Here is a 13407-nt window from a genome sequence, read left to right as displayed (position 1 = left end):
ACCACAATGCAGGCTACCTTCCTTACCCTTACTCCGTCTTTAGACTCTTCACTGGATTCATTAAAGCAGCCTTGACAGACTGAAATGATACCGTCAGCAGCGCAATCACCGTCACCAGCAAGCCAGCAGCAACAAACATCCACCACTCCATATCAATTTTGTAGGTAAACTCAGCCAGCCACTTGTCCATAAAGTACCAGGCAATGGGCGATGCAATGACCATGGCTATCAGGACCAGTAGTACAAAATCTTTCGATAGCATAAGTACTACGCTGCTCACACTCGCGCCCAGCACCTTGCGGATACCAATTTCGCGGGTTTTCTGCTGTGTTACCAGCGATATCAGGCCGTACAGGCCCAGGCAGGAAATCAGAATAGCCAATCCGGCGAAGTAGCTGATGAGGGTACTACGTCGCTGTTCACGGTCGTAAATTTGGGCCAGGTTCTGATCCACAAATTCGTAGTCGAAGCTTTTTTCGGGAAAGTACTTATCCCACTCCGCCTGTACCTGTTTTAGGGTTGTCTCTACCTGGTTGGGCCGGAGCTTCATGGAAACCAGCGTCAACTGTGGCTGCACAATACTCATTACAAAGCTGGTGATAGGCCCGTACAGCGACTGGTTATGAAAGTCTTTAAGTACCCCAACTACCCGACCGGCCCGGCCTTCCACGTTGAGTGTTTTCCCAACTGCCGCTTCGGGCGAGGGCCAGCCAAATTCCTTCACAGCCGTTTCGTTAATCAGGTACCCTTCGGTCTTATCGGTTCCGTACTGTTCCGAAAAATCCCGTCCGGCTACCAGTTGCAGCCCGTAGGTATCGGCAAAGTTGTAGTCCACTGCCAGCACCGACACAAACAGGTTATCCTCAGCGGTGCGGCCTTCGGGTACTACGTTACGCCGGACACTGCCGTTGCCCAACGGCTGACTCGACAGCGTCACCGCTTCTACCTGCGGGTTGCGGAGCAGGTTTTCGCGGAAGGTACTCAGTCGCTGGTAGCTACTGTCGGAGGCAGTAGCGAATACATTCGTAATCTTAGGGTTGCGGATATTAGCTGTAATGATAAAGTCTTTGTTGAAGCCCAGGGGCTGATTCTGCAGGAAATCCAGCTGCTGCCACATCACCAGCGTACCTATGATCAGTGCCACCGACGTCACAAACTGTACACCCAGTAGTACCTGCCGCAGTACTCCACCGCGCGCTTTGCCGCTCAGGAAGTTGCCTTTCAGGGTCGTGACCGGTTTAAAGTCAGACACCACAAAGGCGGGATATATGCCTGATAGCAGACCTGCTCCCAGCGCTACTCCAAAAAACAGCAGTACCAGCAGACCGTCGTTCAGGAAGTACTGCATAGTTAGCTGCTTGTCAGTTAACTGGTTCAGGAGGGGCAGCAGAATGCCAATCAGGGCCAGTGAAAGTACCAGCGCCAGCGCGCTCAGCAGCAGCGATTCCCCCAGAAACTGCATCACCAGCTGTTGCTTTAGACTACCCAGTACCTTCCGGATGCCTACCTCCTTGGCACGCTTCAGGGAGCGGGCTGTGGATAAATTGATAAAGTTGATGCAGGCAATCAGGAGCGTCAGCCCCGCAATACCCAGGAACACATAGATCCGGGACATACTACCTACCGGCTCAGGCGTGTTGTCCGCCTTGGTGCGCAGGTAAAAATCCTTCATCGGCTCCAGCATGTAGTCAATGCCATCGGCCACCTGGGCGTCGGCATGGGCTTTGATAAAAGCCGGGAAGCGGCCGTTGACCTGCTCGGGCGAACGGCCCGGACGCAGCAGTACGTAGGTAAAGGAATGAGAAATAACCCAGTTGAACGGCAGGTTTTCACGCGCCCGCTCGCTCTCGGTGGCGTACATGGTTTCGTAGTTCGCCAGTAGCTCGGGGTGGATGTGGGAGTTATCAGGGAAGTCTTTGACTATGCCCGCTACTTTCATTGGGTACTTGCCTTCGTAGGTGAGGGTCTGTCCCATCGGGTTTTTATCGCCAAAGTACCTCTGCGCGGTTTTTTCAGTAAGTACTATGGAGAATTTGTCCCGCAGCGCCTCCTTTGGATTTCCTTTTACAAACTCAAAAGAGAATATATCAAGAATAGCCGGGTCGGTGAAGAAAAGCTGTTCCTCGTCATACTTGGCCGCGACTTTATTATTCAAGCCCTTTACTTCTACCGTAGCCGGACTCCGGAACATACGAGCGGAGGTTTCTACTTCCGAGAAGGTCTCGGCCAGCAGCGGTGATACCGGCGGGGGGGTCAGGGCGAGCGGTTGCTCCAGACCCGCGAAGCGGGGCAGGTACGTAACGCGGTAAATACGGTCAAAGCGCTCCTGAAACTTATCGTAGCTCAATTCGTGCCGCACAAACAGCCCAATCAGGAAACAGCAGGTCAGCCCCACCGTCAGCCCGATGATGTTGATAAAGGAGAATACCTTTTGGCCCCACAAATTCCGCCAGGCTATTTTGAAGTAGTTGGTTAACATATTTTTTGGGTCAATGATCAAACGGTTAAAAGGTGAAAGGACAAAGGGCTTTTAGTGTCTTCGTACTTTTATCAGGTTTTGAAGCATAGAGGAGAGTTTCCTGGCTCTTTGAATCAATGCTGTCCCCTTCTGCTTTTCCAAATAGCCTAGTTCGGTGGTCAGGTATAGCTGTGTTCTAAGTTCGCCGCAGGAGCCTTTGGCAATAAACAAATATTGCACAAACTTTTTGTCTGTCTGCCGCTCAAAGCCCTCCGTTACATTGGAAGGTACAGAAACTGACGACCGTTGAATTTGATCTTTTAATCCAAAATCGCGACAGTCTCTCATTGAGCTGTACACCTCCAAACACAACTTTATACCTTCCTGCCATACCAGCAAATCCTCAAATGACTGATAATTCTTGTCTTCCACAGAAGAGTGTTTTTAGGTGGGTACGTGTTGAAGGGGTTAAAGGGTGAATGGTCAAAGGTGTTTATGAGTGAAATAGACTATAAGTTCAGATCGCCCTTAACCGTTTAACCTATTAACCCTTCACCAAACAAAGCCCCCTTAACCAACTAAAACTACTCCGAGCGCAGCGACTTCACCGGATTCATCAGCGCAGCTTTCAGGGACTGATAGCTGACCGTTAGCAGGGCGATACCTACGGCCAGGACTCCTGCCACTACAAATATCCACCACTGGATGTCGGTCTTATAAGCAAAATCCTGCAACCACCGGCTCATAGCGTACCAGGCAATGGGGGTGGCAATAAGCAGGGAAATGACCACCAGACGGAGGAAGTCGACCGACAAAAGTGTCAGGATGCTGGTCAGGCTGGCTCCCATTACCTTACGCACTCCAATTTCCTTGGTGCGGCGTTCGGCGGCAAAAGTACCCAAGCCGAATAAGCCCAGGCTGGATATCAAAACGGCTAACACAGCAAACAGTCCAAAAACCTGCCCGGCCTGACGATCGGCGCGGTAGGTACGCTGGAAAAAGTCGTCGAGAAACTCGTAGTCAAAGGGCGTAGCCGGGAATGTCTGCTTCCACAGTCGCTCCACCTGCTCCATGCTTGCCGGTACATTACCCGCTTCGAGCTTCACCGACACCTGATTTTCCCAGCCGTCCAGCAACGAAAAAATCATGGGCGGAATGGTATTTTTCAGATTCTTCTGGTGGTAGTCGGCCACCACGCCCACTACCTGCCCCCGCTGGGGTACCTCGCGGTAGCCGCCCGACGGGTCGTACTCAAAGGTATAGTAACCCGTCATTTTGCCCTCAATGTTGTCCCAGCCAAAGTACTTCATAGCCGCTTCGTTGACCAGGAACACCTTGCGGTCGGCGGGGCGGTCAGCGTCGAGGTTGCGTCCCTGAATGAGTTTTATACCAAAGGTTTCCAGGAAATTTTCATCAATGGATTGGCGGTTGATGGTCAGGTCGGTGACGCCCTTAGGAGCATAATCCGCTACCAGTTTTTCGCCACGCAGACTGCCGCTGCCCGGTACACTGTAACTCTGCGTAGCCGACACCACACCCGACAGCTTCTGCACTTCCTGCTTAAACCGGAGCTTGGCCTCCACACTGGCGTCGTGCAAATTCAGTACCAGTACCTGCTCGCGCTGGTAGCCTAGGTTCTTGGTTTGTACGTACCGGAGCTGACTGGATACCACCAGCGTCGCTACGATCATTACAATGGATACGGCAAATTGCCCCACCACCAGCGCCTGCCGCAGGAGCGCCTGCCGCAGAAGAGGCGTGCGGGTACCTCCGAGCAATCCGGCCAGGCTGCCTTTCAGTACCGCCGCCGGACGGAACGATGACAGCACAAAAGCAGGGTACCCTCCAGCCAGAAAGCAAAGTACCGTCAGGCCCAGCAGTAGCCCGGCCATCCGGACCGATGTGAAAAGGGTAGAAAGGTTAAGGCTTTTGTTGGCCAGCTCGTTAAAAGCAGGAAGTACCAGGGGCACCACCAGAGCGGTAAGTACCAGAGCTATCCCCACAAAAAGGACAGTTTCGCCAAAAAACTGGCTCCATAATTGCCCCGACGTAGAACCAAGTACCTTGCGAATGCCCACTTCCCGCGCCCGCTTAGTCGCAATAGCCGTAGCCAGATTAACATAATTGAAAGCCGCCATGGCCATAATCAGCAGCGCTACCACCGAGAAAATGGTCACGTACATCAGGCGGTTGGGGGCAATGAGGCTGGTACGCAGGTAGAGGTCAGTCAGCGGAATCAGATTGAGTTTCCAAACGCCCACATTCGGGTCGTTCAAGGATTTGAGGTAGGCTGGAAACTGCGCCGCCAGAGTTTGCAAACTGGCACCGGGCGCAAGCAGCAGGTAAGTCCAGGTACTACCGGCCCAGAGGTTGGTAGTTACGTCCCAGCCCAGTAGCTCGTTGGCGTTGGCATAATTAGCAAGAAAATGGATTTTATGATGCGAATTGCCAGGCAGGTCACGCATTACTCCGGTTACGCGCAAAGTATGCTTATTATCATAGCGCAGGGTCTGGCCCAGGGGGTTCTGCCTTGGAAAGTACTTCTGCGCCATCGTTTCAGACAGTACTACGCCGTAGCGTTCAGCCAGAGCCGTTTTCGGGTTTCCCTGTACCAGCGGCAGCGTAAATACATCAAAGGCAGTACTGTCGGCGAAGAAGAAGTTCTCCTCGTACGAACTCAAACTGGGAGTGGTCAGCAGAGGAGCCGCCTGTTTGAGTCGCACTACCTGTTCTACCTGCGCAAAACGTTCTTTAAAATCAGTCGCCAGTTGGCCTCCGCTCATGCCCGACTCTTCAAACTGCTGAAGCAGTACGATCTGGTCTGCGTTGGTATGGAAGCGGTCGTAGTTGAGTTCGTCCAGTACGTAGGCCGTAATGAGCAGTCCACAGGTCAGGCCGAGGGTAAGCCCCACCACATTCAGCCCACTGTAGAGCGGGTTACGCCACAGATTTCGAAGCGTTATTTTGAAGTAATTTCTGAGCATATTTTAATTGTAGCGTTTAGGTTGACAGATATCAACCCTTGTAGAGACATAAATTTTTGCGTCTCTACAAGGGTGCTCGCTATGCTCTTTATAGGGTTTTTGGCTTACTACTCCGAGCGTAGTGACTTTACCGGATTCATTAATGCGGCTTTAATACTCTGGAAACTGACCGTGGCGAAGGCAATGGTAACGGCCATGACAGCCGCTGCCAGAAATACCCACCACTGGATATCGGTGCGGTATTCAAAGTTCTGCAACCACTCGGACATGAAGTACCAGGCAATGGGTGAAGCTATGACAAAGGCGATCAGTACCAGCTTTAGGAAATCCTTGGAAAGGAGTCCCACGATACTACCTACCGAAGCTCCCATAACCTTGCGAACGCCAATCTCCTTGGTACGCTGCATAGTACTGTACGAAGCCAGCCCCAGCAGACCCAGACATGAAATAAAGATGGCCAGGATGGCAAAGTAGAAGAACAGCTTCTCGAAGCGCTCCTCGCTGCGGTACTGCCGGTCAAAGAACTCATCCATGAAGTAGTAGCTGAAAGGACGGTTAGGTACCAGCTGATTCCACTTGGCTTCGATGGCCTTAATGGTTTCGGGTATGTTGCCTCCCGCTACTTTCACCGACACCAGACTACTTCCTCCGGGTTCAATACGCATGGTCAGTGGCTTGATTTTCTCCTGCAGCGACCGGAAGTGGAAGTCTTTGATGACCCCAACTATTTTTCCTTCGCGTCCCCACTGCTTAAAGCGCCGACCTATAGCTTCCTCGGGCGTACTGTACCCAAACAGCTTAATAGCGGCCTCATTCATCACCATCGCCTGCGTTGTATCTGTCCCGAACTCTTTTAAGAAAGGACGTCCGGCGGCCATCTTGAGATTAAAATGGGGGATATAGTCAAAGTCAACGAAGTACAGGTCCAGGTTAGCGATCTGCAGGTCGCCGCTCTTGTTCTCAATTTCGGAGTAAGCGCCCGGATTGCCACTCCCCGGTACGCTGGACGAAAGAGCAGTGGACATCACACCGGGTATATTGGCAATAGACTCTTTGAATGAATTCTTGGCCGGGTCACCCTGCGAATTGACGATCAGCATCTGCTCCTTGCTGAATCCCAGATCACGGTCGCGCATGTAGCTCATCTGGGTATATACCACCAGCGTAGCAATAATCAGGACAATGGAGATAGCGAACTGCACCGCTACCAAGCCCTTGCGCAGCAGAATACCCCGTGTACTGGTAGCGAAGCGCCCTTTCAGAACCACCACCGGCTCAAACGATGAGAGTACCAGGGCCGGATAGATACCCGCCAGCAAACCGATACCGATAGCCGCCACAAACAGCGTCAGTATATACCACCCACTGGCCAGGATACCGGTACTGATGGTCTTGCCAGCGAGAGTATTGAACAAAGGAATCAGGAGAGCCGACACCAGGATTGACAACACAAAGGCTATCATACACAGTAGTATCGACTCCGCTAAGAACTGCCGCGCCAGCAGCGTACGCGGCGCACCCACTACCTTACGTACCCCTACTTCTTTGGCGCGTTCGGCCGAGCGGGCAGTGGTCAGGTTTATGAAGTTGATACAGGCGATCAGGAGGATGAAGATCGCTACCACCGAGAAGATATACACGTTGTTGGCGTTGCCCTGGCTATCGCGGGTGGAGTGCAGGTATATATCCCGAAGTGGCTCCAGAAACAGCGTATAGTGCATCTTGTTATCCTTCATTAGCTTACCGGCCCGATTTTCCAGGAAAGCCGGTAATTTTTTCTCCAGGGCACTTCCGGTAGTACCGGGCTTGAGAAGCAGGTAAGTTGTAGCTCCGAAATTCCCCCACTGATCATCAATACCCTTAGCAAAACGCTGCGTAAAAGTTGGCATGGACACAAACAGGTCTGCCTTTACCTGAGAGTTCTCAGGGATATCCTTCATCACGCCCGTTACCGTAGCTACCAGGCCATCACCCGTCAGTAGTAGGGTCTGCCCTAACGGATCTTCCTTACCAAAGTATTTTACGGCGGCTTTTTCGGAAAGCACGATGCTCAACTGATCTTTCAGGGCAGTTTTAGGATCTCCTTTGATCAGCTCAAAATCAAACACCTGAAAAAGGGCTGAATCTGCATAGGCTGAATTTTCTTCCTGAAACTTAACATCCCCCTTACGGACCAGCAGGCTCTCACTGCTTACCCGGGCAAATGCCTCTACTTCGGGCAGATCGGCCTTGATGGCCGGAGCAAAAGCCCAGGAAGTAACTGAGGTATTGATGGTTTCGGAGGGAGTTTTGATGTCCGTCACCAGGCGGTAGATCCGGTCAGCCCTCGAGTGAAAAGCATCATAGCTCAACTCGAAGTTGACATACATGAATATCAGGAAGCAGGCCGACATCCCGACCGTGAGCCCCATGATATTGATAAAGGAGTACACCTTGTTCTTCAGCAGATTTCTCCAGGCGATTTTAAGATAGTTTTTGAGCATGGCTATTTTTGTTAAAGGAGAAGGGGAGGAAGGATAAAAGGAGGAAAGCAACTGTAGTATTAAAAATCTACTTTCGGCACTTTCCTCCTTTCTTACCCTTCCTCCTTAATTATTCTGTTTTCAATGATTTTACTGGGTTGATCATGGCGGCCCTGATACTCTGGTAGGATACCGTGAGCAGGGTAATGACCATAGCTCCCAGCCCGGACAGGATAAAGACCCACCACGAGATGTCGGTGCGGTACTCGTAGGTCTGCAGCCAGTTGTACATGAAGTAGTACGTGATAGGTGCCGCAATCAGGAATGAGAAAATAACCAGTATCGTAAAGTCCTTTGATAGTAGTCGCCAAAGCGTAAATACCGAAGCTCCCAGTACCTTACGTACGCCAATCTCCTTAGTACGTTGCTCGGCGGTGAATGAAGCCAGTCCAAACAGTCCCAGACAACTAATGAATATGGCTAGACCGGCAAAGGCTCCCGCCAGCTTACCAATACGCTCTTCGGCCCGGAACTTGGCATCGTATTCCTCATCCGTAAACTTATAGTCGAACGGGCTATTGGGGCTGTGTATCTTGAATACTGCCTCTACCTTAGAGATGGCTTCTTTAACGGGTACTCCCGGCTGCAGCCTGATATTGATAATGTTGGCCCAGTCGTAGTTCATAGTAAATATAGTGGGTTTGATGGGCGTAAAGGGCGACTCCATGACCATATTCTTTACCACCCCCACTACCTGATAAGGCGTGTCATTCCACCGGATCGTTTTGCCCACTATGTCTTTCAGACCCGTGAGTGCAACGGCCGACTCATTCAGGATCAGCGCCGAAGTATCGGTAGAGTACTCTCTTGAAAAGTCGCGCCCTTCGATAATATTCCAGCCGATGGTCTTGCCGAAGTCGTGGGTACAGGCAACTGTACCAAAGAGTGGTAGTGAGTTGGGATCTTTCCCTTCCCAGTCAAAGCCAATCTGATTGGACCATACTCCCGTAGCCGGACTGGACGATACACTCATCTCGGCAACGGCACCCGACTTCAGCAGGCCGTCCCGCAGTACATCATATTTACCGTACAGCTCACTGTTGATATTTGTCTGGATCAACCCCTCCCGGGTGTACCCTACCGGCCGGTTTTTGGCGTGATTAATCTGATTGAAAACCACAATGGTACCAATGATGAGTACAATCGAAACCGTAAACTGCACGACCACAAGTACCTTACGCGGAACCGCCGCCCAGCGCCCTACCCGGAAGGTACCTTTCAGCACACTTAGCGGGTTGAACGACGACAGGTATATAGCAGGATAGCTTCCGGACAGGAAGCCGGTAATGGTAGTAAAGAGCAGAATCAGCAGCCAGAATACAGGGTTGGCATACGGGATACGTACTTCTTTGCCAGCCACCTCATTGAACCAGCCCAGCGACAACAGCACCATGATGATGGATAGCAGGAAGGCAAAGAAAACGACCAGAAACGATTCGCTATAAAACTGGAATATCAACTGCTCGCGCAGAGAGCCAATGGATTTGCGAACACCTACCTCTTTGGCCCGCTTTTCGGAACGGGCAGTACTCAGGTTCATAAAGTTGATACAGGCTAGCGCCAGCACAAAGATGCCAATGATACCGAACAACCACACAAAGGTGATCCGACCACCTATATTCTTGCCTTCTTTGAAGTCGGAGTACAGGTGCCACTTGCTCATGGGGTGCAGGAAGTACTCGGGATTCTCCTGAGGGGTCGAGTGCGGCTTTTCCAGGTCTTTGATCTTGGCCGTTACTTTATCAAAGTCAGCTTTATCATTGATCTGAGCGTAGAGCTGGAAAGAGTGGTTGCCCCACTGCTGCTTCGAGTTTTTCACCCACTCCTGGTCAGCTTCGTAGGCGGCCCAGGGCATATAGAAGTAGGTTTCGTGGAAATCGTTGTTGAAGGGCAGGTCTTCAAATATACCCGTTACTTTCAGGTCGGCCTTATTGTCAACTTTAATAATCTTGTTCAGTGCTTCTTCATCACCAAAAAGAGCCTTAGCCACCGACTCTGACAGGATAATGGACGAGGGCTCCCGAAGTGCTGTCTGGTAGGAGCCTTTAAGCATCCGGAGCGAGAGCATCTCGGGCAGATCCGGCTCAGCGTACATACCGCTCTTGATAAGCTTGGTTTCGCCGTTGGCCAGCACATGATCAAAATTCCAGGAAGCCTGGGCTATGTGCTTGAAGTCAGCCGCGTATTTATTCTGAATTTCACCCCGTAGCGGTAGTGACACAGCCCGGCTGCTGCCGGTACTACCATTAAAGGTCTGGTTGAGCATGACCTGTGCTACGCGGTCGTAGTTCTTGTGGTACTTGTTAAAGGACAATTCATCCCATATCCACAGACCAATAAGGATAGCCACTGCCATACCCACAGCCAGGCCAAAAATGTTAATGAAGGTGTACACCTTGTTTTTCAACAGGTTTCGCAGGGCGACTTTGAGGTAATTTCTGATCATGGCTTTATGGTTAAGGTTGCTTGGTAAGGAGAAATGGAGGAAGGAAGAAAAGATACTTTCCTCCGCAGCGGCGGCCGCCTTTCTTACCTTTCCTTCTTCTATTCTGTTCGTAAAGACTTCACCGGATTCATTAACGCTGCTTTTACTGACTGAAAACTTACGGTTAATAGCGCGACACCTACCGAGAGCAGCCCAGCTCCGGCAAATACCCACCAGCTTATTTCGACCTGATAGGCAAACTTACTCAGCCAGTCGTTCATGAGGTACCAGGCGGGATAAGCGGCCAGCCCTAAGGCAATCAGCACCAGTACGACGAATTCGCGGGAAATCATCGTAAATACACTGAGTATAGATGCTCCCAGTACCTTGCGCACCCCGATCTCTTTGGTACGGCGTTCTACCGTAAAGGAAGCCAGCCCAAAAAGACCCAGGCAGGAGATAAATACGGCCAGGACCGAAAACCAGTTAGCTAGTTGTCCGATCTGCATTTCACTCTTGTATATTTTATCAAACTCCTGATCCAAAAAGTGGTACTCAAATGGATAGCCCGGCAGTAAGGACTTATACGTCTCTTCCAGTTTTGATAAAGCCACCGGAACGTTTTGACCATCCAGCCGCACGAAGGTGACCCAGGTATATTGAGGCTGATAGGTAATGACAGTAGGCTCAATGGGAGAATGAATTGAAGACAAATGGAAATCTTTCACTACCCCAATGATCGTGCCCTTCCAGTTTTCACCGAACTCAACAGGCGTACCCACCGGGTCTTTTAAATTCATCCGCCGGGCCGCTTCTTCGTTGATGATTATGCTGGTTGAATCCGTACCGAAAGTACTTGAAAAATTACGCCCGTCTTTCAGTTGCAGGCCCATGGTCGGTAGCATGTCACGGTCGCCGTTGATAACGGCAAACAGGGTTTTATCGTCATCCGCTTTACCCGGCCAGCGGAGGCCGTTTTCACGGTTGGTGGGTCCGTTGAATACTGTGTTGGCTACCGTTACAGATTCCACCCCCGGTACTTTCCCAAACTCTGAATGAGCCAGCTCGTAGCGTTTATTGTTGAGGTCATCGGTCGAAAACCAAAGTACATTATCTTTATTATAGCCTAGGTTTTTATTCCGGATAAAGCTGACCTGCTGGTACACCACCATAGTACCTATAATCAGCAAAATTGACAGTGTAAACTGCATCACCACTAGCGACTGCCGGATTCTGACGGTCCCGCCGCCGAGTTGGGTGCGGCCTCCTTTCAGAACACTTACCGGCTGATAGCCCGATAGTACAAAGGCAGGATACAGGCCTGCCAGCAAGCTAGTAATCAGCAAGGTACCAAGATAGATACCTATATAGGTACTATTCTGCCAGTCAACTTGGATTTGTTTGGAAAGCAGGTCATTGAACAGGGGAAGTACGGTAGCTACCACTACCACCGCCAGAGCGCCGGCAAAAACGGTAAGCAGCATGGATTCGCCCAGGAACTGCCAGACTAACGCGTGCTTGTCAGCACCCGCCACCTTACGTACCCCTACCTCTTTGGCGCGCTGAGTAGCCCGGGCCGTAGACAGATTCATAAAGTTGATACAGGCAATGAGCAGCACAAAAATGGCTACGATACTGAATAGCCGAACGTAGGTAATACGACCGCCTCCTGTAAATTCACCGTTTTTGAAATCATTGCGCAGGTACCAGTCCGATGCGGCGTGCAGAAATAGCGTAATGTTCCTGCTATCGCTGTTATGCTGACCAATCAGGTTTTTAATCTTCTCGTTTACCTTCCCCGGCTCCGCACCAGGCTTTAACAGGACAGCTGTTCTTATATTGTTATTTTCCCACGAATCTCCGTTCATCTGATTGTCGCGGATGTAGTCCGTCATGGGCATCAGCCAGTCAAACTTCAGGGTCGAGTTGGCCGGTACATCTTTTAGTACTCCCACTACCTTATAGTCCAGCTTCTGACTTACCCGTATTATCTTACCAACCGGGTCTTCGTTGCCAAAGTACCTGGTGGCCAGTTTCTCAGATAGTACTATCGTATTGGGCTCATTCAAAGCCAGGTTGGTACTTCCTTGTAAGAGCGGAAAGCTGAAAATGGTTAGAAAATCAAGGTCAACGTACAAGCCGGGTTCTACAAATGCTTTGTCCTGTACAGTAAAGAGCCGGGATTCTCCCCAAGATATACGGGTAGCCTGCTCTACTTCGGGAATATCCTGCTTTATAGTAGCCGCCGCCGGCATGGGTACGGAGGAAAAAGTAGCTACCTCAGCACCGTTTGCCTGGTTCTCCATGACACTATAGATGCGATCATAGTTGGCATGGAAACGGTTTACACTCACCTCTTCCTTTACCCAGAGCAGGATCAGCATGGTCGTCGCCAACCCAACGGCCAGTCCGGTGATATTAATGAAGCTAAATACCTTATGCTTCGTCAGGTTCCGCCAGGCTATTTTGAAGTAGTTTTGAATCATGGCTGTTCTACATTCTTTGTTATCAGGGTACGCGTGAGCAGGTTTCTTTTGCTCTTATATTATAATTTATTAGAATCAGCTCAATTCCCTGATGTCCTTCCTACCTTTATGCGTACTAATTATTTTCTTGGAATTTCTTTCATACTTAAATCCTTATCGCCTGTAACGACAAGGTCAAGACGCGCTGGCCTGGAAGATGCATTGTCGACAAGGGCCGCCGATCCGCTCTCAAACCGTACCGTTTGTCTGTCACCAGGCCTGAAGGTACCCAGCACCTCACTTTGTCCGTTGGCTTTCCGTTCGCTAATGGTCACAGGTACATTACCTACGTTATTTACCTGCACCGTAAAAGCGCCATTCTGATTGCCTCCCAGCTCAAACTGCTTACCCGGTTGCACCGTCAGCGCAGATTTTAGCGCATTGCAGGAAGCAATGCCCAGGAGAAGCCCCATTAGTATGAAAGGGAGAGCTATGGATTGCTTCCGGTTGTAAAGTGATGCCAAATAGCATGAGTTACGCATGAGGAGCTAGT

Annotated in this window: 7 protein-coding genes; all 7 read right to left on the bottom strand. The window is 50.7% G+C overall.

Features of this window, described 5'->3' with window-relative positions; all coding sequences use genetic code 11:
* Positions 1 to 28: 28 nt before the first annotated feature.
* The 7 genes from JUB14_RS04290 to JUB14_RS04260 all read right to left on the bottom strand — a co-directional run bounded on the left by JUB14_RS04290 (position 29) and on the right by JUB14_RS04260 (position 13378).
* The gene (locus JUB14_RS04290; protein ID WP_207504521.1) at positions 29 to 2479 is read right to left on the bottom strand and encodes an ABC transporter permease; all 2451 of its coding nucleotides are present in this window, start codon (positions 2477 to 2479) and stop codon (positions 29 to 31) included.
* Positions 2480 to 2530: 51 nt separating this feature from the next.
* A complete protein-coding gene (locus JUB14_RS04285) occupies positions 2531 to 2890 on the bottom strand; it encodes a four helix bundle protein (RefSeq protein ID WP_207504520.1) in 360 nt (119 codons plus the stop codon).
* A gap of 152 nt (positions 2891 to 3042) precedes the next feature.
* Entirely contained in the window at positions 3043 to 5442 is a 2400-nt protein-coding gene (locus tag JUB14_RS04280; RefSeq protein ID WP_207504519.1) for an ABC transporter permease, read from the bottom strand.
* Between the two features lie 107 nt (positions 5443 to 5549).
* A complete protein-coding gene (locus JUB14_RS04275; protein ID WP_207504518.1) occupies positions 5550 to 7925 on the bottom strand; it encodes an ABC transporter permease in 2376 nt (791 codons plus the stop codon).
* 109 nt (positions 7926 to 8034) lie between these two features.
* On the bottom strand, positions 8035 to 10410 hold the full coding sequence (locus JUB14_RS04270) for an ABC transporter permease (RefSeq protein ID WP_207504517.1): 2376 nt from the start codon (positions 10408 to 10410) through the stop codon (positions 8035 to 8037).
* Between the two features lie 98 nt (positions 10411 to 10508).
* The gene (locus tag JUB14_RS04265; RefSeq protein ID WP_207504516.1) at positions 10509 to 12875 is read right to left on the bottom strand and encodes an ABC transporter permease; all 2367 of its coding nucleotides are present in this window, start codon (positions 12873 to 12875) and stop codon (positions 10509 to 10511) included.
* A 119-nt stretch (positions 12876 to 12994) separates the two neighbouring features.
* Positions 12995 to 13378 carry a hypothetical protein gene (locus tag JUB14_RS04260; RefSeq protein WP_207504515.1) on the bottom strand — a complete coding sequence of 128 codons (384 nt, stop codon included), beginning with the start codon at positions 13376 to 13378 and terminating at the stop codon, positions 12995 to 12997.
* Positions 13379 to 13407: the final 29 nt, after the last annotated feature.

The sequence above is a fragment of the Telluribacter humicola genome, assembly GCF_017355935.1.
GTDB classification, from domain to species: domain Bacteria; phylum Bacteroidota; class Bacteroidia; order Cytophagales; family Spirosomataceae; genus Telluribacter; species Telluribacter humicola.
The sequence above is the reverse complement of the archived record's forward strand: the minus strand, read 5'-3'. Positions and strand labels throughout refer to the sequence as shown.

What these genes read in the sequence shown, in the direction of transcription:
- JUB14_RS04265 (WP_207504516.1), bottom strand. Translation starts at nt 12,875, where the DNA reads ATGATTCAAAACTACTTCAAAATAGCCTGGCGGAACCTGACGAAGCAT.
- JUB14_RS04280 (WP_207504519.1), bottom strand. Translation starts at nt 5,442, where the DNA reads ATGCTCAGAAATTACTTCAAAATAACGCTTCGAAATCTGTGGCGTAAC.
- JUB14_RS04290 (WP_207504521.1), bottom strand. Translation starts at nt 2,479, where the DNA reads ATGTTAACCAACTACTTCAAAATAGCCTGGCGGAATTTGTGGGGCCAA.
- JUB14_RS04275 (WP_207504518.1), bottom strand. Translation starts at nt 7,925, where the DNA reads ATGCTCAAAAACTATCTTAAAATCGCCTGGAGAAATCTGCTGAAGAAC.
- JUB14_RS04270 (WP_207504517.1), bottom strand. Translation starts at nt 10,410, where the DNA reads ATGATCAGAAATTACCTCAAAGTCGCCCTGCGAAACCTGTTGAAAAAC.